Annotated in this window: 18 protein-coding genes, 1 tRNA gene and 1 pseudogene; 16 read left to right on the forward strand and 4 right to left on the reverse strand. The window is 36.3% G+C overall.

Annotated features, from left to right (window positions below; genetic code table 11):
- The first annotated feature begins 25 nt into the window (after positions 1-25).
- From secA to whiA, 15 genes and pseudogenes are all read left to right on the forward strand, one after another.
- Positions 26-2,554, forward strand: coding sequence for a preprotein translocase subunit SecA (secA, locus tag BU038_RS01015; RefSeq protein ID WP_107604430.1), 2,529 nt, complete (start codon positions 26-28; stop codon positions 2,552-2,554).
- A gap of 158 nt (positions 2,555-2,712) precedes the next feature.
- Positions 2,713-3,829, forward strand: a protein-coding gene (gene prfB, locus BU038_RS01020; RefSeq protein WP_107604431.1) for a peptide chain release factor 2 whose coding sequence is annotated in 2 segments (ribosomal slippage) — positions 2,713-2,784 and positions 2,786-3,829 — 1,116 coding nt in all. Because the reading frame shifts where the segments join, the coding sequence is not laid out codon by codon here.
- A gap of 328 nt (positions 3,830-4,157) precedes the next feature.
- The gene (locus BU038_RS01025; RefSeq protein ID WP_107604432.1) at positions 4,158-5,093 is read left to right on the forward strand and encodes a COG3942 and LysM peptidoglycan-binding domain-containing protein; all 936 of its coding nucleotides are present in this window, start codon (positions 4,158-4,160) and stop codon (positions 5,091-5,093) included.
- A gap of 329 nt (positions 5,094-5,422) precedes the next feature.
- Positions 5,423-6,064 (forward strand): YfbR-like 5'-deoxynucleotidase, encoded by a 642-nt coding sequence (locus BU038_RS01030; protein WP_002481547.1) that lies wholly within the window; start codon positions 5,423-5,425, stop codon positions 6,062-6,064.
- A gap of 6 nt (positions 6,065-6,070) precedes the next feature.
- Positions 6,071-6,313 (forward strand): CsbA family protein, encoded by a 243-nt coding sequence (locus BU038_RS01035; RefSeq protein WP_023015372.1) that lies wholly within the window; start codon positions 6,071-6,073, stop codon positions 6,311-6,313.
- Positions 6,314-6,639: 326 nt separating this feature from the next.
- The gene (uvrB, locus tag BU038_RS01040) at positions 6,640-8,622 is read left to right on the forward strand and encodes an excinuclease ABC subunit UvrB (RefSeq protein ID WP_107604433.1); all 1,983 of its coding nucleotides are present in this window, start codon (positions 6,640-6,642) and stop codon (positions 8,620-8,622) included.
- Positions 8,623-8,632: 10 nt separating this feature from the next.
- Positions 8,633-11,482, forward strand: a pseudogene (uvrA, locus tag BU038_RS01045) (excinuclease ABC subunit UvrA).
- Positions 11,483-11,670: 188 nt separating this feature from the next.
- Positions 11,671-12,603 (forward strand): HPr(Ser) kinase/phosphatase, encoded by a 933-nt coding sequence (hprK, locus tag BU038_RS01050; protein WP_107604434.1) that lies wholly within the window; start codon positions 11,671-11,673, stop codon positions 12,601-12,603.
- A 6-nt stretch (positions 12,604-12,609) separates the two neighbouring features.
- Positions 12,610-13,437: a prolipoprotein diacylglyceryl transferase gene (gene lgt, locus BU038_RS01055; RefSeq protein WP_107604435.1), complete on the forward strand. Its 828-nt coding sequence runs from the start codon at positions 12,610-12,612 to the stop codon at positions 13,435-13,437.
- An 11-nt stretch (positions 13,438-13,448) separates the two neighbouring features.
- Positions 13,449-13,931: an acyltransferase gene (locus BU038_RS01060; protein ID WP_107604436.1), complete on the forward strand. Its 483-nt coding sequence runs from the start codon at positions 13,449-13,451 to the stop codon at positions 13,929-13,931.
- A 22-nt stretch (positions 13,932-13,953) separates the two neighbouring features.
- Positions 13,954-15,393 (forward strand): tetratricopeptide repeat protein, encoded by a 1,440-nt coding sequence (locus BU038_RS01065; RefSeq protein WP_107604437.1) that lies wholly within the window; start codon positions 13,954-13,956, stop codon positions 15,391-15,393.
- 107 nt (positions 15,394-15,500) lie between these two features.
- Positions 15,501-16,460 (forward strand): thioredoxin-disulfide reductase, encoded by a 960-nt coding sequence (gene trxB / locus BU038_RS01070; protein ID WP_107604438.1) that lies wholly within the window; start codon positions 15,501-15,503, stop codon positions 16,458-16,460.
- 165 nt (positions 16,461-16,625) lie between these two features.
- The gene (rapZ, locus tag BU038_RS01075) at positions 16,626-17,549 is read left to right on the forward strand and encodes an RNase adapter RapZ (RefSeq protein WP_107604439.1); all 924 of its coding nucleotides are present in this window, start codon (positions 16,626-16,628) and stop codon (positions 17,547-17,549) included.
- Positions 17,536-18,534 (forward strand): gluconeogenesis factor YvcK family protein, encoded by a 999-nt coding sequence (locus BU038_RS01080; RefSeq protein ID WP_107604440.1) that lies wholly within the window; start codon positions 17,536-17,538, stop codon positions 18,532-18,534. Before rapZ ends, BU038_RS01080 begins: the two co-directional genes overlap by 14 nt.
- 18 nt (positions 18,535-18,552) lie before the next feature.
- A complete protein-coding gene (whiA, locus tag BU038_RS01085) occupies positions 18,553-19,497 on the forward strand; it encodes a DNA-binding protein WhiA (protein ID WP_002481558.1) in 945 nt (314 codons plus the stop codon).
- 54 nt (positions 19,498-19,551) lie between these two features.
- Here whiA and BU038_RS01090 read toward each other — a convergent pair whose 3' ends face one another.
- The 3 genes from BU038_RS01090 to BU038_RS01100 form a co-directional block, all read right to left on the reverse strand.
- The gene (locus BU038_RS01090; protein ID WP_107604441.1) at positions 19,552-20,736 is read right to left on the reverse strand and encodes an MFS transporter; all 1,185 of its coding nucleotides are present in this window, start codon (positions 20,734-20,736) and stop codon (positions 19,552-19,554) included.
- A gap of 255 nt (positions 20,737-20,991) precedes the next feature.
- The gene (brnQ, locus tag BU038_RS01095; protein ID WP_107604442.1) at positions 20,992-22,305 is read right to left on the reverse strand and encodes a branched-chain amino acid transport system II carrier protein; all 1,314 of its coding nucleotides are present in this window, start codon (positions 22,303-22,305) and stop codon (positions 20,992-20,994) included.
- A gap of 349 nt (positions 22,306-22,654) precedes the next feature.
- Positions 22,655-22,726: transfer RNA gene (locus tag BU038_RS01100), tRNA-Arg, on the reverse strand.
- A gap of 148 nt (positions 22,727-22,874) precedes the next feature.
- Between BU038_RS01100 and clpP the strand changes: the two genes are divergently transcribed.
- Positions 22,875-23,459 carry an ATP-dependent Clp endopeptidase proteolytic subunit ClpP gene (clpP, locus tag BU038_RS01105; RefSeq protein WP_002481561.1) on the forward strand — a complete coding sequence of 195 codons (585 nt, stop codon included), beginning with the start codon at positions 22,875-22,877 and terminating at the stop codon, positions 23,457-23,459.
- A gap of 348 nt (positions 23,460-23,807) precedes the next feature.
- On the opposite strand, the gene BU038_RS01110 is transcribed toward clpP, so the two are convergent.
- Positions 23,808-24,710 carry a TIGR01777 family oxidoreductase gene (locus BU038_RS01110; RefSeq protein WP_107604443.1) on the reverse strand — a complete coding sequence of 301 codons (903 nt, stop codon included), beginning with the start codon at positions 24,708-24,710 and terminating at the stop codon, positions 23,808-23,810.
- Positions 24,711-25,132: the final 422 nt, after the last annotated feature.

A 25,132-nucleotide genomic window follows, 5' to 3' on the forward strand; every position in this document is an offset into this window, starting at 1 on the left:
TTTTTATACCAAAGGAGCGAACAGAATGGGTTTTTTATCAAAAATTGTTGACGGCAATAAGAGAGAAATTAAACGCCTAGGTAAGCAAGCGGACAAAGTACTCGCATTAGAAGAGGAAATGTCGATTCTTACTGATGAAGAAATTAGAAATAAAACACAAGAACTTAAAGAACGAGTTCAAGCTGAAGAAGATGTAGTAAAACAAGATAAAATATTAGACGAAATCCTTCCTGAAGCCTTTGCTTTAGTAAGAGAAGGAGCTAAACGTGTATTCAACATGTCACCTTACCGTGTCCAAGTCATGGGCGGTATCGCGATTCATAACGGTGACATTTCGGAAATGAGAACCGGTGAAGGTAAAACGTTGACAGCAACAATGCCGACGTACTTGAACGCTTTAGCAGGTCGCGGCGTACACGTTATTACAGTCAACGAATATTTAGCAAGTGTACAAAGTGAAGAAATGGCTGAGTTATATAACTTCTTAGGTTTATCTGTAGGATTAAACTTAAACAGTTTATCAACAGAGGAAAAACGTCAAGCCTATAATGAAGACATTACGTATAGTACAAATAACGAACTTGGTTTCGATTACTTACGTGACAACATGGTGAACTATGCAGAAGAGCGTGTTATGCGCCCGCTTCACTTCGCCATCATTGATGAGGTCGACTCTATCTTAATTGACGAAGCACGTACACCATTGATTATTTCTGGTGAAGCAGAAAAATCAACATCACTTTATACGCAAGCGAACGTCTTCGCGAAAATGTTGAAAGCTGAAGATGACTATAACTATGATGAAAAAACAAAATCTGTTCAATTAACAGATCAAGGTGCAGATAAAGCTGAACGTATGTTTAAATTGGACAACTTATACGATTTAAACAACGTGGATATCATTACGCATATCAATACAGCATTACGTGCGAACTACACATTACAACGTGACGTCGACTACATGGTGACAGACGGTGAAGTGTTAATCGTTGACCAATTTACAGGTCGTACAATGCCAGGTCGTCGTTTCTCAGAAGGGTTGCACCAAGCGATTGAAGCAAAAGAAGGCGTGCAAATCCAAAACGAATCTAAAACAATGGCATCGATTACGTTCCAAAACTTCTTCCGTATGTACAACAAATTATCTGGTATGACAGGTACTGCGAAAACTGAGGAAGAAGAATTCCGTAACATCTATAACATGACAGTGACGCAAATTCCGACAAACCGTCCTGTACAACGTATCGATAAACCTGATTTGATTTATATCAGTCAAAAAGGTAAATTCGACGCGGTGGTTGAAGATGTTGTAGAAAAACATAAAAAAGGCCAACCGATTTTGTTAGGTACAGTAGCGGTTGAAACCAGTGAATACATTTCTAAGCTATTGAAAAAACGTGGCGTGCGTCATGATGTCTTAAACGCGAAAAACCATGAACGTGAAGCGGAAATCGTTTCTACTGCAGGTCAAAAAGGTGCCGTTACGATTGCGACAAACATGGCCGGTCGTGGTACGGATATCAAACTTGGCGAAGGTGTCGAAGAACTTGGCGGTTTAGCAGTTATCGGTACAGAACGTCATGAATCACGTCGTATTGATGACCAATTACGTGGTCGTTCTGGACGTCAAGGTGACAAAGGTGAAAGTCGTTTCTACTTATCACTTCAAGACGAATTAATGGTACGTTTCGGTTCAGAACGTCTTCAAAATATGATGGGCCGTTTAGGTATGGATGATTCTACACCGATTGAATCTAAAATGGTTTCTCGTGCTGTAGAGTCTGCACAAAAACGTGTAGAAGGTAATAACTTCGATGCGCGTAAACGTATCCTTGAATATGACGAAGTCTTACGTAAACAACGTGAAATTATCTACGGTGAACGTAACAGCATTATTGATAATGAAGAAAGTTCTGATCTTGTGAAAACAATGATGCGTTCAACATTAGACCGTGCTATCAATTATTATGTAAACGATGATTTAGATGAAGTAGATTACGATCCATTCATTAATTATGTAGAAGATATTTTCTTACACGAAGGTGAATTAGACATCTCTGAAATCAAAGGTAAAGATAGAGAAGATATCTTTGATACGGTATGGGCTAAAGTTGAAGCTGCTTATGAAAAACAAAAAGCCAATATTCCTGAACAATTCAATGAATTCGAACGTATGATTTTATTACGTTCTATTGATAGTCGTTGGACTGACCATATCGATACGATGGACCAATTGCGTCAAGGTATTCATTTACGTTCATACGGACAACAAAACCCACTACGTGATTATCAAAACGAAGGTCATCAACTCTTCGATAATATGATGATGAATATCGAAGAAGATGTCAGCAAATATATCCTTAAGTCTGTTATCACAGTAGAAGATGATGTGGAACGTGATAAAGCAAAGGAGTATAAAGGAGAGCATGTTTCAGCTGAAGACGGTAAAGAAAAAGTCAAAGCGAAACCGATTGTGAAAGGTGACCAAGTCGGCCGAAACGATCCTTGTCCGTGCGGAAGCGGCAAAAAATATAAAAACTGCTGCGGCAAATAGAGTGAATTTCTAAGAACCATTGCGCAATGTAAGGAGGAAGTTATTATCTTCCTTACAGGCAGTCGGTTCTTTTTCTAATTCAAGACTATCTGTCAGATATGCTAAAATAAGACAAGTATAGAACAAACTAATCAATCAATGTACAGGAGAGAAAAAAGATGGAACTATCTGAAATTAAGCGTAATATCGCGAATTATAGTGAAAAACTAGAACAACTTAGGGGGTCTCTTTGACTTAGAAGAAAAAGAGACAAACATCCAAGAATATGAAGAAATGATGACAGAACCGACATTCTGGGATGATCAAAATAAAGCGCAAGAAATTATCGATAAAAATAATGCGTTAAAATCGGTGGTTCAAGGTTATCGTGATTTAGAAGCGGAAATCGAAGACATGAATGCGACGCACGAGTTACTGCAAGAAGAATATGATGAAGATTTAAAAGCAGACTTAGAAGAAGAAACCATGAACTTCAAAGGTAAATTAGATCAATTTGAATTACAGTTATTATTAAATGGACCATATGATGATAACAACGCAATCTTAGAATTGCATCCAGGTGCTGGCGGTACTGAATCACAAGACTGGGCGAGCATGTTGCTGCGTATGTATCAACGTTATGCTGAAGATAAAAACTTTAAAGTAGAAGTGGCAGATTATTTACCAGGTGATGAAGCAGGCGTCAAAAGTGTGACGTTGTTAATCAAAGGCCATAATGCGTATGGCTATTTAAAAGCTGAAAAAGGTGTGCATCGTTTAGTACGTATTTCACCGTTCGACTCATCAGGCAGACGTCATACATCATTCGTATCTTGTGATGTCATCCCTGAATTCAATAATAATGAAATCGAAATTGATATTAATCCAGATGATATTACAGTCGATACATTCAGAGCATCAGGTGCCGGTGGTCAGCACATCAACAAAACAGAATCAGCTATCCGTATTACCCACCATCCAACTGGTATTGTCGTTAATAACCAAAACGAACGTTCACAAATTAAGAACCGTGAAGCGGCAATGAAAATGTTGAAATCGAAATTGTATCAATTGAAATTAGAAGAACAAGAAAAAGAAATGGCTGAAATCCGAGGAGAACAAAAAGACATCGGATGGGGCAGCCAGATTCGTTCATATGTCTTCCACCCATATTCAATGGTAAAAGATCACCGTACGAATGAAGAAACAGGTAACGTTAATGCGGTCATGGATGGAGAAATCGGTCCATTCATTGAAGCTTACTTACGTACACAAATGGATAATCGTGACGCATAATGTCACATACCAAGACCAGAGTATAATATACTTTGGTCTTTTATTTTTCATCAAACAAAAAACATTATTGATAAAAGTAAATTTAGATGTTAAATGCATGAGTTAATATTACTGCTATGTTACAAAGAATTCTATTAAAAAGGTTAATAAGCGTACTAGTGTCAATGATTTAGTTTAATTGACAGAAGTTTTCTATGATTTAGAGATTAAACGATAGTATAACGTTTATATTACAACTCTATAACATTCGCCCTAGAGGTGAAGGGTTGTGCTATATTAGATTTATCAATTAATGATTAAAAAATGACAGCAAAGGATGAAATAATAAATGAAGAAAGCTTTATTACTATCAGCATCATCATTAACTCTATTAACAGCATTGAATGGTGTTGCATCTGCAGAGCAAACGCACGTAGTTAAAGAAGATGCTAAATTAAGCGAAGTTGCAGCTTTGTTTGCCACTACTACTGATGAAATTAAATCACTTAATAAATTAAGCCAAGACGAAGTTAAAAAAGATACTGCTTTAGTATTACCTGACACAGACGTTGTAGAAGTTAAAGCAGGAGACACTTTAAAATCAATCGCAGCAGCACATAAAATCTCTTTAGATCAATTATACAAATTAAACCCAGGTGTAACACACATCATTTTACCTGGCGATATTTTAGCAGTTTCTGACAAAGGCGCAGCACACTTAGAAGCATTACATACTGGTAAAGCTGTACCGCAAGCAGAACAAAAATCTGGTCAAGCAACAGCAAAATATAGTGCACCAGCACACACTACATCAGCACCTGTAAACTACACTGCTGATACAGCTTACAACACAAGCTATACTAGTTATGAAGCACCATCTTATAACTATTCACAATCATACAGTGCACCAACAACTTCTTATAGTGCACCTTCATACCAAACAAGCGCACCATCTTACTATTCAGGTGCTAACCTTTACACAGCAGGTCAATGTACTTCATACGCATTCGATCGTGCAGGCGGTAAAGTAGGTTCAACTTGGGGTAACGCAAATAACTGGGCAAACGCAGCGGCAGCAGCAGGACGCACAGTAAACAATATTCCAGCAGCAGGTTCTATCATGCAATCTTCTGCAGGTGCATATGGTCACGTAGCATATGTTGAAGGCGTTAACAGCGACGGTTCAGTTCGTGTATCTGAAATGAACTACGGTTATGGTCCTGGTGTCGTAACTTCACGTACGATTTCAGCTGGTCAAGCAAGCGGTTATAACTTCATTCACTAATTTAAAAATGATTCGCACTGTTCTCTATTTAGAGGATGGTGCTTTTTTTATTGTTAAAGATAGAAATGTAAAGGTTAAGTAAATCGGAAATAAATGGTTTAAATTATAGAAAGAAAAATGGTAAAGTTAAAGCAACTTCAGACATTGAGTGAAGCAAAACCCTATACATTGTTGAAAGATTCATAAATATAAACTCTTTATTCGTTATATTTCCGCTAGTAAAAGAAAAATGTTTTAATAAAATAGAAAGTAATCGTGATAAAGTGCTTGATATGTATTCGTGTATGCGGGTATAATATTTGATTAAATAGATAAGGGGTGAGCTCAACGTGGGTGTACATCAATATTTTAAAAGATTATCCGATTTAGAAAAGCTGATACGCTTGCCTGGTAAATTCAAGTATTTTGAGCATAATGTAGCAGCACATTCATTTAAAGTAACGAAAATAGCGCAATACTTAGCCACAGTAGAAGAACATCACGGCAATGAAATTGATTGGAAAAGTTTATATGAAAAAGCTTTAAATCATGATTTTGCGGAAGTATTTACAGGTGATATTAAAACGCCGGTGAAATATGCCAGCCGCGATTTGAAAAAATTGTTCTCGCAAGTGGAAGAAGAAATGGTAGATAATTTTATCAGAGAAGAATTCCCTGAAGAATATCAAGATGTTTACAGAGAACGTCTGCAAGAAGGTAAAGATGATTCTTTAGAAGGACAAATTCTGGCAGTCGCAGATAAAATTGATTTATTATATGAAACATTTGGTGAAATTCAAAAGCGTAATCCAGATTCACTTTTCTTTGAAATTTATGAAATGTCTTTAGAAACAATTATGCAGTTTGATCACTTAGTGTCCGTTCAAGATTTTATCGAGAACGTCATCCCTGAAATGTTAACGGAAAACTTCATTCCACGTTCAGAATTACGAGAATTAACAATGTCGATTTTAAATAAAAGAGACGGGTGACCGCTTATGCTTCTCATTTGGTATCTTTGTGCCTCATTTTTCCCATGTATACTTGTCGTACTTTTCAGTGTAGTAACGAAAAATAAATGGGTCGGTGCAATTGTGACATTAATGCTGATCGGCGGTTCAATTTATAAAGGATTCTTTCATAGTGAATGGATTATTTTTATAGACGTTGTCTCTCTGCTGGCTGGTTTTGTGATTGTAGATCAATTGCGTCTTCATAAGCAGCATGAAGATGATCGCTGAATAGAAATGAAACAGGTGCTTGTCTAAAAAAGACAAGTGCTTTTTGTTTGGGAAAATTATGGTTTTTACGAACAGATGTTTGTATCTTTTTGACAGAATCTGTTACAATATATAGTGATGTAAAAAGTTTGAAATAGAGTAATTGAGAGTATAGAAAGACTAAATAGAACGATGAAATGAGATTTTGAGAAGTTGCGAATTAACCAGCTTAATTGCAATCTCAACATGAAATATATGGTTGGGACAGACGACACGTGTCTCAACCTCTTTATATTTTAAATCACATCTCTCTATAGAAATGTCAATAAAGGAGGATACCGAATTTTATGGAACATCATCCATTTAAAATTGTTTCTGAGTTTACCCCTCAAGGTGACCAACCTGCCGCTATTGAAAAAATTGCGAAAGGTATTAAAGAAGGTAAACGTCATCAAACGTTACTCGGGGCAACAGGTACAGGTAAGACCTTTACAATGAGTAATGTCATTCAACAAGCGGGTAAACCGACATTAGTATTAGCCCATAACAAGACCCTAGCCGGTCAATTATATAATGAGTTTAAAGAGTTTTTCCCAGAAAATAGAGTAGAATACTTTGTCAGCTTCTATGATTATTATCAACCAGAAGCTTATGTGCCATCTACGGACACATTTATTGAAAAAGATGCGACGATTAATGATGAGATTGACCAATTGCGTCACTCAGCTACAAGTTCACTTTTCGAACGTGACGATGTTATCGTTGTGGCTAGTGTCAGCAGTATCTTCGGTTTAGGGGATCCTTCTGAATACAGCAGTTTAGTAGTTAACGTCCGTCAAGGAATGGAAATGGACCGCAGTCAATTCTTACGTGCATTAGTAGATATCCAGTATTCAAGAAATGATATAGATTTTAAACGTGGGACATTCAGAGTCCGCGGCGATGTCGTAGAAGTCTTCCCGGCGTCTCGAGACGAAATGTGTATCCGTGTTGAATTCTTCGGTGATGAAATAGATCGTATCAGCGAAGTGAATTATTTAACAGGTGAAGTATTACGTGAAAGAGAACACTTCTCTATCTTCCCGGCATCCCACTTCGTAACGAGAGATGAAAAATTGGAATTAGCGATTCAACGTATCGAAAAAGAATTAGCGGATCGCTTAAAGTATTTAAGAGAGAATAATAAATTATTAGAAGCCCAACGTTTAGAACAACGTACGAACTATGACCTTGAAATGATGAGAGAAATGGGCTTTTGTTCAGGAATTGAGAACTATTCAGTCCACCTGAGTTTGAGAGATTATGGTTCAACGCCGTATACGTTATTAGATTATTTCGGTGATGACTGGTTAATTATGATTGATGAGTCACACGTTACATTACCACAAGTCAGAGGGATGTATAACGGAGATAAAGCACGTAAACAAGTTTTAGTTGATCACGGTTTCAGACTTCCAAGTGCCTTGGATAACCGTCCATTAACATTTGAAGAGTTCGAGAAAAAAGCACATCAATTAGTTTATGTGACAGCGACACCAGGTCCTTATGAATTAGAACATTCAGATGAAGTCGTTGAGCAAATTATTCGACCAACAGGCTTATTAGACCCTAAAATAGATGTCCGTCCGACGAAGAATCAAATTGATGATTTATTAAGTGAAATTCAAGATAGAATTGATAAAAACGAACGTGTACTCATTACAACGTTAACGAAAAAAATGAGTGAAGATTTAACGACTTATATGAAAGAAGCAGGAATTAAAGTCAATTACCTGCATTCAGAAATTAAAACATTAGAACGAATTGAAATTATCCGCGACTTACGTATGGGTACGTATGATGCGGTTGTGGGTATCAACTTATTAAGAGAAGGTATTGATATCCCAGAAGTATCTTTAGTTGTGATTTTAGATGCGGATAAAGAAGGTTTCTTACGTTCCAACCGTTCATTAATCCAGACCATCGGCCGTGCTGCACGTAATGAGCATGGTGAAGTAATTATGTATGCAGACAAGATAACTGATTCGATGCAGTATGCGATTGATGAAACAGAACGTCGTCGTAAAATTCAACAAGCATACAATGAAGAACATGGTATTACACCGAAAACGATTCGTAAGAAAATCCATGACGTTATTAGTGCGACAGTGGAAACAGACGAAGAGAACGAAAAAGAACAAAAAGTCGTACCTAAGAAATTAACGAAAAAAGAACGTGAAAAAACAATTGAAAATATAGAAAAAGAAATGAAACAAGCAGCGAAAGACTTAGACTTTGAAAGAGCAACTGAGCTAAGAGATATGTTGTTTGAACTCAAAGCAGAAGGGTGAGGTGACATGTGTGAGTAAGAAAGATCCATCTATTGTGGTCAAAGGTGCACGTGAAAACAATTTAAAAAGCGTCAATGTGGAATTGCCTAAAAACAAATTGATTGTGATGACTGGACTATCAGGTTCAGGTAAGTCTTCTTTGGCATTCGACACAATTTACGCAGAAGGTCAACGTCGTTATGTAGAATCATTAAGTGCTTACGCACGTCAATTCTTAGGCCAAATGGATAAGCCGGATGTTGATACGATTGAAGGTTTATCCCCGGCGATATCAATTGACCAAAAAACGACAAGTAAAAACCCGAGATCTACAGTGGCGACAGTAACAGAAATTTATGATTATATTCGTTTATTATATGCGCGTGTCGGAAAAGCATTCTGTCCACATCACGGTATTGAAATTGAATCGCAAACAGTTCAACAAATGGCTGACCGTATTTTAGAGTTAGAAGAACGTACTAAAATTCAATTGATGGCACCGATTGTGAATCACCGCAAAGGTTCACATGAAAAACTGCTTCAAGATATCAGTAAAAAAGGTTATGTACGTGTCAGAGTAGACGGAGAAATACACGATATTAACGATGTACCAGAACTAGATAAAAATAAAAACCATACGATTGAAGTTGTTGTTGACCGTCTTGTGGTCAAAGAAGGCATTGAATCTCGTCTGGCTGACTCTATTGAAACAGCATTAGAACTGGCAGAAGGGAACTTAACAGTAGATGTGATTGGCGGAGAACCTTTAAAATTCTCTGAAAATCATGCTTGTCCGATTTGTGGATTCAGCATTGGTGAATTAGAGCCCCGTATGTTCAGTTTCAACAGTCCATTTGGCGCATGTCCGACATGTGATGGCTTAGGTCAAAAATTAAAAGTAGACGTCGATTTGGTGATTCCAGATCCAAATGTATCTTTACGTGAAGGTGCGATTGTGCCTTGGGAACCAAAAAGCTCTGATTTCTATCCGACATTATTAAAACGTGTCGCAGAAGTTTATAAAATTGATATGGATAGACCATTTAAGAAATTAACTGACCGTCAAAAAGACATTATTTTATACGGTTCAAAAGGTAAATAGATTACTTTTACTTTTGAACAACGTAACGGTGCATCACGTACAAGAACTATGGAGTTTGAAGGTGTCGTGCCGAATATTGAACGCCGTTATCATGAATCTCCATCAGAATATGTTCGTGAAATGATGCAGAAATATATGACAGAGTTACCTTGTGAAACATGTCATGGTAAACGTTTAAGCCAAGAAGCATTATCTGTGTATGTTTCTGGTTTGAATATCGGAGAAGTGGTGGAGTATTCCATTAAAGAAGCATTACAGTTCTTCGAAAACATCGATTTATCTGAGCAAGACCGTAAGATTGCGGATTTAATCTTGAAAGAAATTATCTCAAGATTGTATTTCTTAAATAACGTCGGTTTAGATTATTTAACGTTAAACCGTTCATCAGGTACATTATCTGGTGGTGAAGCACAACGTATTCGTTTAGCCACACAAATCGGTTCACGTTTAACGGGTGTGTTATATGTCTTAGATGAACCTTCTATTGGTTTGCATCAAAGAGACAATGACCGTTTAATCAACACGTTGAAAGAAATGCGTGATTTAGGTAATACGTTGATTGTGGTTGAACATGATGATGATACAATGAGAGAAGCGGATTATCTTGTAGACGTAGGTCCTGGCGCAGGAGATTACGGCGGTGAAATTGTTGCGGCGGGTACACCAAAACAAGTGATGCGTAATTCTAAATCATTAACTGGTCAGTATCTCAGCGGGAAGAAACGTATTGAAGTGCCAGAACACCGCAGACCTGTCACAGACCGCAAATTAAAAGTGCGCGGTGCCAGCAGTAATAACTTAAAAGATGTGGATGTAGACTTTCCGCTTTCTACAATGACTGTAGTAACAGGGGTCTCAGGTTCAGGTAAAAGTTCATTAGTGAATGAAGTGCTGTATAAAACATTGGCACAAAAACTAAATCGTTCGAAAATCAGACCAGGTAAAGTGGATAAAATTGAAGGCATCGATCAACTTGATAAAGTTATTGATATCGATCAGTCACCAATTGGCCGTACACCACGTTCTAACCCAGCAACGTATACGGGTGTGTTTGATGATATCCGTGATGTTTTCGCATCAACAAATGAAGCGAAAATCAGAGGGTATCAAAAAGGCCGTTTCAGTTTCAACGTTAAAGGTGGACGTTGTGAAGCATGTAAAGGTGACGGGATTATCAAAATTGAAATGCATTTCTTACCTGATGTGTATGTACCTTGTGAAGTATGTGGCGGTAAACGTTATAATCGTGAAACATTAGAAGTAACATACAAAGGTAAAAATATCTCTGAAGTATTAGAAATGACCGCTGAAGATGCGACGCATTTCTTTGAAAATATTCCTAAAATCAAACGTAAGCTACAAACATTAGTCGATGTCGGTTTAGGATATGTTAAACTAGGCCAACCTGCGACGACGTTATCTGGTGGGGAAGCACAACGTGTGAAACTCGCATCAGAACTGCATAAACGTTCAACTGGCCGTTCTATTTATATTTTAGATGAGCCGACAACAGGTTTACATGTGGATGATATTCGTCGTTTATTAAAAGTATTGAACCGTATTGTAGATAACGGAGATACAGTTGTGATTATTGAACATAACTTAGATGTCATTAAAACAGCAGATTACTTGATTGACTTAGGCCCTGAAGGCGGCGATGGCGGAGGAACAATCGTTGCGACAGGTACACCTGAAGAAATTGCCGCATCTCCAGATTCTTATACAGGAAAATATTTGAAGACAGTATTAGAACGTGATGCAGCACAAACAAGTCAATAAACAGAACAAGACATTTCACTTTGAAACAGTGGAATGTCTTTTTTTACGGTTTAAAAGAAAAAGTTTGATTTTTGAACACATATAAGAAATGATAAGATGAATAGAGATAAAACCAATAACGTTTCTGCATTCTTTTTTGATATGATAGAGATGAGCATATAACGAAGAATGTTGATTGAGGTGAAAATATGTTAAGTGCTAGAGCTATAGTAAACAGATTCAAGTTAAATTTAGTAGCCGGAGAAGAAGGATTGGATCGTCCGATTCATAATACAGATATTTCACGCCCAGGTTTAGAAATGGCGGGGTACTTTTCGCATTATGCGTCTGACCGTATTCAATTATTAGGTACCACTGAATTATCATTTTATAATTTATTACCAGATAAAGAGCGCCAAGGCAGATTACGTAAATTATGTCGACCTGATACACCGGCAATTATCGTCACACGTGATATTGAGCCGCCAGAAGAATTAGTGAATGCGGCACAAGAACTCGGTGTACCATTACTTACATCTAAAGATGCGACAACAAGTTTAATGAGCCGATTAACTACATATCTAGAACATGAACTTGCGAAAACAACATCTTTACATGGTGTATTAGTAGACGTGTATGGTGTAGGTGTCTTAATTACTGGTGATTCAGGTATCGGTAAAAGTGAAACAGCGTTAGAGTTAGTAAAACGTGGACACCGTCTTGTTGCGGATGATAATGTAGAAATTCGTGAGATTACGAAAGATGAATTGATCGGTAAACCGCCGAAATTAATCGAACATCTATTAGAAATCAGAGGGCTAGGCATTATTAACGTGATGACGTTATTTGGTGCAGGTTCGATTTTGACAGAAAAGAAAATCGGTTTAAATATCAATTTAGAAAACTGGGATAAAGACAAGCTATACGACCGTGTAGGCTTGAATGAAGAAACCTTACGTATTTTAGATACTGAAATCACAAAGAAAACAATTCCAGTAAGACCGGGCAGAAATGTGGCGGTTATTATTGAAGTTGCGGCGATGAACTATCGCTTGAATATTATGGGCATCAATACAGCTGAAGAATTTAACGAACGTTTAAATGCCGAAATACTTAGAAAAAATGAACATAAAGAGGAGTAAGCTAAGATGTTGTTTAACTTAGGTTATATTGACCCAGTGGCTTTCAGCTTAGGGCCGATTGATGTGCGATGGTATGGGATAATTATTGCCTTCGGCATCTTATTAGGTTATTTTATTGCGCAAGCGACCGCAAAGAAAGTGGGCTATCATCAAGATGCATTGATTGATATTATCTTTTGGAGTGCCATTTTCGGATTTGTGGCAGCACGGATATATTTCGTGATTTTCCAATGGCCATATTACGCCGCGAACCCTTCAGAGATACCCATGATATGGCATGGCGGTATCGCAATCCATGGCGGTTTGATCGGCGGATTTATCACAGGAATTATTGTGTGTAAAATGAACAATCACAACCCTTGGCAAATTGGAGATATTGTCGCACCAAGTATTATTTTAGCGCAAGGTATCGGACGTTGGGGGAACTTTATGAACCACGAAGCACATGGTGGCCCTGTGTCTCAAAGTTTCTTAGAGAACCTTCATATTCCAAGATTTATTATCGATAATATGTACATCGATGGTCAGTACTATCAACCAACGTTCTTATATGAATCAGTTTGGGATGTACTTGGCTTTGCGTTATTACTATTTTTACGTAAGCACTTAAGAATTGGTGAAACATTCTTCTTATATCTGATATGGTATTCAGTCGGCAGATTCTTTGTCGAAGGTATGCGTACAGACAGCTTAATGTTGACGAGCAATATCAGAGTGGCACAGCTGATGTCGATTATCTTGATTGTTATCAGTGTCGTTATGATTATATATCGTCGAATGAAGAAGCAGCCACCTAAATTTAAAGATGCTAGAAACTTGGCATGGCCGAAATAAGAGGAGATTAAATGAGACGTTATAAAAAAGTAGCGAGCAGTTCATCACAGATTAACCCGCTTTGGCGAATGTATCATTTTATCACAGTGAAAAAAGCGTTTAGACAAACGATTATGATTGAAATTGCACGGTATATTCCATCATTGAAATTAAAACGGTGGATTTACCGTGCTTGTTTAGGTATGCAGGTTGGAAAGCATACAGCTTTTGCGTATAAAGTGATGCCGGATATCTTATATCCACACTTAATTCGAGTTGGAGATAATTGTGTGATAGGGTATAATACAACAATATTGACCCATGAATTTTTAGTTTCAGAGTTAAGAATAGGTAAGGTGGAAATCGGCAACCATACATTAATCGGCGCCAATGTAACGATTTTACCAGGTGTCAAAATCGGCAACCACGTCAAAATCGGTGCAGGTACAGTAGTGAATAAAGATGTGCCAGACGGCGCTTTAGCTTTTGGAAATCCTATGCAGATCAGATTATAAGTGAGAGAGTAGGGGCAATACAATGACACTAGAATCATCTAAAAAAGTGATTCCGATGACACAAGACGCATCACTTTTTAAACGACTAGCAGCATCAAAATTAAAACAAAGAGATTATCAAAAAGCCGCAGAATATTATCATAAAGTCCTTGAATTGTCGCCTTCTGACTTTGAAGCACTTCAAGATTATACAACCGCACTGACTGAAATAGGACAAGCTAAGCAAGTTGTCGGACGCTATTATGATTTTATTGCGAAAGGTGAACATGTAGAAGCATCTTATTATCAACTCAGCCAAATTTATACGAATTTACAAGATCCGAATAAGGCATTTTGTTTCGGAATGAATTATGTGTTGTTATCAGAAGATGAAGATTATAGAAAAGAACTAGAAGAGACTTTCGAAGTCATTTATAAAGAAGTCGATGTGCTTGAAAAAGAGAGTCAGGTTTTCGCTGTGCAAATTATTTTTCAATATCTTTTCTCTCAAGGTAAGCTGGAAGAAGCGAAAAAGTTCATTCAACGCCAAGATATGAAAGTACGTACAAATGAAAGTGTACGAAATTTATTGGCGATGATACATCTTTATTTAGGAAACTATGACATATCACGTAACATGTTGAAACAGTTGTTAAAGGAAAATCAAACGGATGTTTATGCGTTATGTCATTATACGTTATTACTGTATAACACAAATGATAAAGCGTATCCGACGTATTTACAGTCGTTATCTAAAGTTGTGCCGATGAATGATGAAGAAAGTTTCAAACTTGGTATTGTCCTCAGTTATCTGCAAAAGTTCAGTGCTTCGCAAAAGTTATTATATCCTTTGTTTAAAAAAGGAAAGTTTATTTCCATGCAAATGTTTCATGCGTTAAGTGTCAACTTTTATCACCTGGGAAATAAAGAACAAAGTAAGGTGTTTTGGGAAAAGCTTGAAGCAATCACAGAGACACCTCCAGGACCACCGCCTTGGCTGATTTCTGAAAAAAATCTCTATTTCCATTCTCATATTGCGCCACTGTTGATTAGTGAAGATAGTCATGAACGTATTTATGGGATTTTCTTATTAGAACAAATGAATGGCAGAGAATTGTTAATTACAGAAGAAATCTGGAATGTGTTAGAAACAATGAATCAATATGAAAAATTATATCTGACGTATTTGATTAAAGGTTTGAAATTAGTCAAGTTAGATTTCATTCACCGCGGCATGTTAACCTTGTATGAGAAAGAGGAATTAAGAGAATTTCAATCGTTATTTGTGCATTGGATTGACCGTGCTGAAGGGATTATTGCTCAAGAATATGATTTAGAAAAAGTAGAAGGTTATGTCGCAGCATGTGTATATCTCTTCTTTAAAACACGACCTGATGCATATACGAAAAAAGCTATCACAGAATGGTTCGGTATATCTATGTACCGTTTGAATAAATCCATAGAAATTCTTCTAGAAGTTTAAAAGTTGTGTATGTAAAATGAGTGTATTTTACAATTTGAGCATAAAAGTATATTTCAAGAAAGCTCTATCTTATAATGAGTGTGATTAAATACTAGGAGGCAAGAAGAATGACTAAACAACAACCTGATTATGATGTTGTAATTATCGGCGCAGGCCCAGCAGGTATGACTGCAGCCGTATATGCTTCTCGCGCGGACTTAAAAACTGTAATGATCGAACGTGGTGTGCCAGGCGGACAAATGGCAAACACTGAAGATGTTGAAAACTTCCCAGGATTCGAATCAATTTCTGGTCCTGATTTATCAACAAAAATGTTTGATCATGCGCAAAAATTCGGCGCTGTTTATCAGTACGGCGATATCAAAGCGATTGAAGATAAAGGCGATATTAAAGAAGTCTTTTACGGAGATAAATCTGTTACTGCGTATGCGGTTATTATCGCAACAGGTGCAGAATACAAAAAAATCGGTGTACCAGGTGAAGAAGAACTTGGCGGCCGTGGTGTAAGTTACTGTGCAGTATGTGACGGTGCATTCTTCAAAGGCAAAAACTTATACGTTATCGGCGGCGGAGACTCTGCAGTAGAAGAAGGTAACTTCTTAACTAAATTTGCTGACAGTGTTACTGTCGTTCACCGTAGAGATAAATTACGTGCACAAAAAATCTTACAAGATCGTGCGTTCAAAAATGAAAAAATGCACTTTATCTGGAGTCACACATTAGCATCTATTAATGAAAAAGACGGTAAAGTCGGTTCAGTTACTTTACAATCTACTATAGACGGTAAAGAAGAAACATTAGATGCTGATGGTGTATTCGTTTATATCGGTATGAAACCTTTAACAGCACCGATTGTTGATTTAGGTATCACAAACGAAGCAGGCTACATCGTAACAAACGAAGAAATGGAAACAAAAATTCCTGGTATCTTCGCAGCAGGCGATGTGCGTGAAAAAGGTTTAAGACAAATCGTTACAGCTACTGGAGACGGTAGTATCGCAGCGCAAAATGCGCAAGGTTATATCGAAGAACTGAAAGATAAAATTGCAGTAGAAGAAGAAGCATAATAAAAAACGAAGAAGGTTTGAGTAGTGCATGAAGCGGTTTAAACCATGCATCTATTCAAACCTTTTTACATATTATAGAGTAATCATGTTCAAGATAGAATGTAATATGATACTATGATAAAGATAAGGATATTATGAGCGAATTAATTACAGGATGGTGTCGTTATGCAACATGAAGAAAATGAAGTCGTAAATAAGAGTGAATTATTAGTGGTTACTGGTATGTCGGGGGCTGGGAAATCTGTAGTATTACAGAGCTTAGAAGATTTAGGATATTTTTGTGTAGATAATTTACCACCGATTTTACTGCCGAAATTTGTGGAGTTGATGGAGCAAGGCACACCATCTTTACAAAAAGTAGCAATTGCGATTGATTTACGCGGTCGCGAATTTTTCAAATCCTTAGTAAAAGAAGTAGATTTTTTACGCAGCAAGAATCGCATTATAGTAGACGTGATGTTTGTCGAGGCAAGTGAAGCGAAATTAATTTCAAGATATAAAGAAACACGCCGTGCACACCCATTAAGTGATAACGGACAAAATTCATTGATTAATTCTATTAGAGAAGAACGTCAATCGTTATCTGAAATTCGTAGTTTCGCGAACTTTGTCATAGATACAACAGACTTAAAACCAAAAGAATTACGTGCAAAAATAAACAAATTGTTTAATAGAGATGATATCGAAACATTTAGTATTAGTGTAACGAGCTTTGGCTTCAAACATGGCATCCAACAAGATGCAGATTTAGTCTTTGATGTGAGATTCTTACCGAATCCGTTTTACGTAAAAGAGTTACGCCCTTTAACTGGAAATGATGATGCTGTGTATCAATATGTCATGAAATGGCAAGAAACAGCAATCTTTTATGATAAGTTATTAGACTTATTGAAATTTATGATTCCAGGTTATAAAAAAGAAGGCAAAACACAATTAGTTATTGCAATCGGATGTACAGGCGGACAGCATCGTTCTGTTGCCTTAGCGAAACGATTAGCCGAAGACTTAAATGATAGTTACGACTATAGTGTTTACGTTCATCACAGAGATGCACATATCGAAAGTGGCGAGAGAAATGAAAAAGCTTAAAATCGTATTAATCGGAGGCGGTACAGGTTTATCTGTATTGGCTCGTGGTTTAAAAGATTATCCTATCGACATTACCGCAATAGTGACGGTAGCGGACGATGGAGGAAGTACAGGAAAAATCAGAAGTGAAATGGACATTCCCGCTCCAGGGGACATCCGTAATGTTATTGCGGCCTTAAGTGAGACTGAACCGACTTTAAAGGAGTTGTTTCAGTACCGCTTTAAAGAGAATCAAGTGGAAGGTCATTCAGTGGGCAATCTATTGATTGCGGCACTGACCAATATTATGGATGACTTTGGTCATGCGGTTAAAGAATTAAGTAAAATTTTAAATATTAAAGGACGCGTGATTCCTTCAACCAATTCTAGTATTCGTTTGAATGCGGAAATGGAAGACGGAGAAATCGTGTATGGTGAATCTAATATACCGAAGCGTCAAAAAACGATTAAGCGTGTCTTTATAGAACCTGCAGATGTACAGCCGATGGAAGAAGCGGTAGAGGCCTTAGAAGATGCAGATTTAATCGTATTAGGTCCTGGTTCATTGTATACGAGTGTAATTTCTAATTTATGTGTACCGGGTATCGGAGAAGCAATCGTTGATAGTGCAGCACCGAAAGTCTATGTGTCTAATGTAATGACACAACATGGTGAAACAGATCATTTTGATGTGATGGACCATATTCAAGCGATGCATAGTCATATGAATACTAATTTTATTGATTATGTGATTTGCTGTGAGAATCATCAATACAGCAAAGATATCTTAGAAAACTACCATAAAGAACATGCTGAACCTGTGACTTATCACAAAGAAGCGATTGAAGCAGCAGGTATTGAACCGATTACTGCACAAGATTTAGTCCATGTTTCTTCAAAGAATCGTGTGCGCCATAATACGACACGATTAGCACGCATGATTTATGAATTGGCGCTTGATTTAACAAGCACAATCCAATTTAATCCGAAAAATAGAAAATTTTAAAGAAGGGAATGGCGCGGCATGAGCTTTGCATCAGACATGAAAAATGAATTGACAAGAATCGATGTCGATGATAAAAATGCGCGAGCGGAACTTAGCGCATTGATACGGATGAATGGTGCACTCAGTTTGTCGAATCAGCAATTTGTCATTAATGTACAAACTGAAAATGCGACAACAGCCAGACGTATTTACTCTCTGATAAAGAAAGTATTCAATATTGAAGTTGAAATTCTTGTTCGAAAGAAAATGAAGTTGAAGAAGAATAATATCTATATCTGCAGAACAAAAATGAAATCTCGTGAAATCTTGCATGAACTCGGCATCTTAAAGGATGGCGTGTTTACGCATGCGATTGATTTAGATTTAATTCGTGACGATGAAATGAGACGTAGTTACCTACGCGGTGCTTTTTTAGCTGGCGGTTCTGTGAATAATCCAGAAACTTCTTCTTATCATTTAGAGATATTTTCTTTATATGAAAGTCATTCAGAAGGCTTAACTGCATTGATGAATGAATATGAATTGAATGCGAAACATTTAGAACGTAAAAAAGGAAATATTGTTTATTTGAAAGAAGCAGAAAAAATCTCTGATTTCTTAAGCTTAATAGGCGGTTATCAAGCGATGTTGAAATTTGAAGATGTGCGTATTGTCAGAGATATGCGTAATTCAGTGAACCGTCTCGTAAACTGCGAAACAGCGAATTTAAATAAAACAGTTAGTGCAGCGATGAAACAAGTTGAAAGTATTCAGTTGATTGATCAAGAAATCGGAATTGAAAACTTACCAGATCGTTTAAGAGAAATTGCGAAATTGCGTGTAGAAAATCAAGATGTTTCTCTAAAAGAATTGGGAGAAATGGTGTCTACAGGCACAATTTCGAAATCAGGTGTTAATCATCGTTTACGTAAGTTGAACGAGCTAGCAGATAAGATTAGAAGCGGCGAACATATTGAAATGTGATAAAGAAAAGCAGTCACTCATTAAAAAACTAAAATGAGTGACTGCTTTTTATCATTATTGATCTGCGACTGATTTTTTCGGAATACCTAAAGCGATTATAAAGCCGATGAAGTTCACGATTGATAACACAATGAACATCATTTTAAATGAATGCATATTGTTTAATAACTGCATAGATAATACCGGTGCAATCGCAGTACCGATAAATAGCATAAAGGTATTAATAGATAAGAAGAACCCTTTATCTTTAGTAGTCAGCAAACCGATTTGTGAAATTACAGATGGAATCACAAATGAAATACCGGCGATAAAGATAACACTGAACAATGTGATAATGATGAGATTATGTGTCACGCCCATCAGTATCAATGAAATACCTGCAGTGATTAATGAGATTAGAATAATACGTTTTACACCGATAAAATCACTTAAGCGACCTGCAGATAACGCCAATAGCATACCGATTAAACCGAAGAGTTTCACTGTTGATATTGTTGTTAAATCAGCGTTGATAGGTTCAGATGTCAAGTATTCATTTAATAGAGAATACATAGAAACAAATGACGTTAAAATAGTTAAAGAAACAAAGAAACATAACACAATGCCTTTGTTATCAAAAATATGTCTCATGTTTTTAAAAAACACTGAGAATTTTGTATCAGGCATATGATATGGACTTTTTGGAATTGCTCGATAAATCCAAACAATCAGTAGTAAATAAACGACTGTTAATACAAAGTAAACGACACGCCAGCTCATATGTGCGGCGATAATGTCACTTAAGTTTTGACCAATAACACCAGACAACATAAAGCTGGTACTAATAAAACTGATTGCGGTGATACGTTTATGAACAGGGAACACCTCTGTTACATACGTTAATGACACAGGAGAGAAGCTCGCGGTAGCTATCCCTTGTAAGACACGTACAATCAGTAGTAATGCGAAGTTATGGATAAAGCCGATCGCAAATGTTGTAAGTGTCAACATAGCCAAACCAACTAATATGACTTTCTTCTTACCGAACTTGTCGGCGATAATCCCATAAAACATACAACTGACTGAATAAGAAACTGAGAATACCACACCGATTAATGTAGTGGCACCTTCGCTTAAATGTAATTCTTTCCCCATAATCGGCATTAAAGGAATGGCAGAGTAAAGACTGCACATAACCGCAATACCTGAAATAAAGAATACAGTCGTAATTAAATTATAATTGAGCGACGGTTGTTTCAAATATATCCTCCCTTTCTATGATGAAATGTTTAATAAAGATTATATTGATGAACCTTAATATAAGTGTATCGCATATATGTTGTGGAAGTGTGAAGATTGAAACAATGCTTGTTTCAAATTAAAAATGCATGATTCATTTTAACACAAACAAATTATAATGAAATAGATAGAAATATTATTGAAATATTGTGACAATAAGCTTTGGTCAAATAAAAATACCTTTCTCGTAAAATGAGAAAGGCATTTCTATTAATATTAAGATGTTACAGGTTGTTGCGTGTGTTTCTTATTACGCATAAAGTCTATGACAATACCGATGATAGTTAAGATAATAAATGGTAGTAACCAAGCTAATCCTAAATCAGATAACGGCAAGTATTGATAGACTGCATTTAATGGTTTGATCAATTTAAATGTGTTAAAGATTTCAAGTACTGAAATAATCAATGTTGAAATCGTTGGTAAAATATAAGCGATTTTTAATTTTGTCGGAATCGCAATTGCGACAAATGAAATCAATACTAACACAATAGAAATCGGATAAATAAATGTCAACAATGGTACTGCGATTTGTAAAATCATGTTGAGTCCTAAGATTGAAATCAAGAATCCAACGACTGAAAATGAAATTACATATGTTTTGTATGAAATTTGTGGAAACTTCTTCAATCCGAATGCAGAACTTGCGTTAACTAAACCGATACAAGTTGTTAAACAAGCTAAGATTACAATCATACCAAATAAGATATTACCAAATGATCCGAATAATCGTACTGAGTTATATGTTAGAATACTTGCGCCATTATCAAAGCCTGGTTTACTTGTTGTGATACCTAAGTATGCTAATGAGAAGTAAATGACTGTTAATAATAACGCTGAAATCAGACCTGATAAGATAACGTTTCTAACTATCTTTTTGCTGTCTGAGATACCCGCAAGTTTAAAGCTTTGTACGATAACGACTGAGAAGGCTAGAGCAGCTACTAAGTCCATTGTGTAGTAACCTTCTAAAATTCCTGAAATGAAAGGTGTATCCACATATTTATCATGTGGTTGTCCTACTTTACCTTCAGGGTTAATAATCGCTGCGATACATAAAGCACCGATAATTAATAAAAGGGCAGGTGTTAAGATTTTCCCTAAGTTATCGACAATTTTTGTTGGGTATAAAGCGATTAACCCTACCACAATAAAGAATACTAGGGAGAAACCTACTAATGTCCATGTGTTGTGAATAGGCAGAATCGATTTTGCGCCGATTTCATAAGCCACGTTCGCAGCACGCGGAATACCGTAAAGTGCCCCAATAGATAAATAAATACAAACCGCAAAAATAAACCCGAATTTAGGATGGACGCGGTCCCCGATAAACTCCACGCCACCATCATAATAGGCAATGACAATAACTGTGATGTAAGGTAATAAAATACCTGTAATCGCAAATCCTGTCATACCTGTCCACATATTACTTTGCGCGGTATAACCGAGCATAGGTGGAAAGATCAAGTTGCCTGCTCCGAAGAATAATGAGAAGAGCATTAAACCTGATATTAGAATTACTTTTTTCATAATAACCTCCTGGTGTTGAAAACTTCTCTCTATTTACAAAAATTTCTGACAATTTATGTAGATGAATTTCTTTCAAACAAATAAACTTTAACACATTTCTAAATATTTAAAAAGCATATATTCAGATATTTTAGATGAAATGAAAGAAATTAATTGGAAATGTTGTGTTAAAGGGAAAAGAGTAACTAAAATTAGCTGAGGTATGATTTCAGGGAGCAGATATCAATAGGATATAAATATTTAAATATAAAAATGGGAGATATAATAAAGTGAACGTGTTTTCAATAAAAAAATCCTCGTTATATTAACGTTTTTGACAACGATATATAACGAGGATAAATAAAATTTACCCCCTCGGAGGGAATCGAACCCCCATTTCAAGAACCGGAATCTTACGTGTTATCCATTACACTACGAGGGGTAAATATTAACATGCAATTATTAGTGTACCTGTCTCGTGTAGAGTGGTCAATATGATGATATTATAAAGGTGTGAGTTTTATTTTTGACCATTTTTGACTTTTAGGTTAAAATAAGGATAATTCATAAAAGTACAAGGAGGAAATAGAATGAATTTAATTCCTACAGTAATTGAAACAACAAATCGCGGCGAACGTGCTTATGACATTTACTCAAGATTATTGAAAGACCGTATTATTATGTTAGGTTCAGCAATTGATGATAACGTAGCAAACTCAATCGTATCACAATTGTTATTCTTACAAGCACAAGATGCTGAGAAAGATATTTATTTATATATCAACTCTCCAGGTGGTAGTGTAACAGCTGGATTTGCAATTTATGATACTATCCAACACATTAAACCAGATGTACAAACAATCTGCATCGGTATGGCTGCTTCAATGGGTTCATTCTTGCTTGCAGCAGGCGCTAAAGGTAAACGTTTTGCATTACCTAACGCTGAAGTAATGATTCACCAACCACTCGGCGGCGCACAAGGTCAAGCAACTGAAATCGAAATCGCAGCTACACACATCTTAAAAACACGTGCTAAATTAAACAAAATCTTATCAGAACGTACAGGTCAATCAATTGAACAAATTGAAAAAGACACTGATCGCGATAACTTCTTAACTGCAGATGAAGCTAAAGAATACGGCTTAATCGATGAAGTTATGCAACCTGAAAAATAAGTTGTTATTAAATATAGAAAATGAAAAGAGTTCCGGGGCTTTCCGGAACTCTTATTTTTGTTTTTTATAATGTTTTACTAAGTTAATGACGGTCCACCCTAATATAATAATTCCAACTATTAGGTAAAACAGTGCAATATATAAAGAAGGGATAGCTCGCGTCATTGAAAAACTACCGATACATATTAAAAGTAATCCAGCAATGATTACTAATATACGTGTTACGAGACTGCTTTTATCCATTCATACACCTTCATTCACTATACTTGCTATATCTGCGTAAGCGGCTATTTTTTATATTTATGCTTAATATTAAATGCTCACAATACAAATATATTATATAGCTTTTTACTCATGAACTAAACTATCAAGTGCTGATTTCAGATCAGGATATGCAAATTTGAAACCGTATGCATCTAAACGGTTAGGAATCGCTTTTTGCGTATCTAAGATAATCGTTGCTCTTTGACCTAAGACTAAGCTTAATAGTGCACTTGGTACCCATAATTCATGAGGTTTGTGCATTGCACGCGCTAGAGCATAACCGAATAAGTTTTGACGTTCAGCAATTGGAGTGGTCATATTGAAGACTCCTGAAGCATCATCTTGATTGATTAAGAAAAGAATGGCGCGTGTTAAGTCTGTAATATGAATCCATGAATACCATTGGAAACCAGTGCCTAATTTTCCGGCGAGATAGAAGCGGTAAGGTAATTCCATGGTTGGTAAGGCGCCGCCTTCATCTGAAAGTACCATACCAAAACGACCGATAATGACACGTGTACCATGTTTTTCAAATTTACGCGCAAAACGCTCCCATTGATAGGTGATATCTGATAAGAAATCATGTGGATCACATTTTGATAATTCTGTGTAAGTGCGATGCACATCTGGTGTATAATAACCTACTGCACTTGCGTTGAATAAAATTTCAGGGAACTTGCCTTTATGTTCAAATAACTCATAAAGTGATTGTGTGGCTTGAATACGACTTAACATTAAAGTTTGTTTATATTCATCTGTCCATCTTTTATTTAATGATGCGCCTGCTAAGTTAATCACAATATCAATATGATCTGGGACTTTATCTTCCCAACCTTCTTTACTCCAGTTAACATAGGTGATCTTATCATCTAAGTTTTGACGATCTTGACGTGTTAAAATAGTAATATGAGAATCTGTACTGTGTATCGCATCTACTAAATGACTACCAACTAAGCCTGTACCGCCTGTAATAAGAAACTCTTTCATTTTTTTATTCACCTCATTAATATTAGACAACGTTTTGGATACTACAACCCAATAGATTATAGACATTCTAAACATTCATTGTTTATTCAATATTTAGTCATTAATATGTCAATTTAAACTATGTAATCTTGTTTAAATCACTTATAGCTAAGTTATAATAGAAGTACCTTCGGAATTAATTAAACATCTCTTAATTAAAAATAGTATACCCCATAATATACATGCGAAGGTGAAATTTTGACTCCCTTTAGTATTGGACCTATGCGAGCAGCGTATAGGTCCTTTATCATGTCTTTTTTATGGTTGTTGATGTAGTATATTATAACAATCTTATATCAATTAATCATCTTACTTGGTTTTGGATTTTTCACCTTCTATTAACCCATTCAAACAAATATCGAAAATATAAAATGTTTCCTAAG

This window comes from Staphylococcus simulans, from assembly GCF_003043455.1.
Taxonomy (GTDB): domain Bacteria; phylum Bacillota; class Bacilli; order Staphylococcales; family Staphylococcaceae; genus Staphylococcus; species Staphylococcus simulans_A.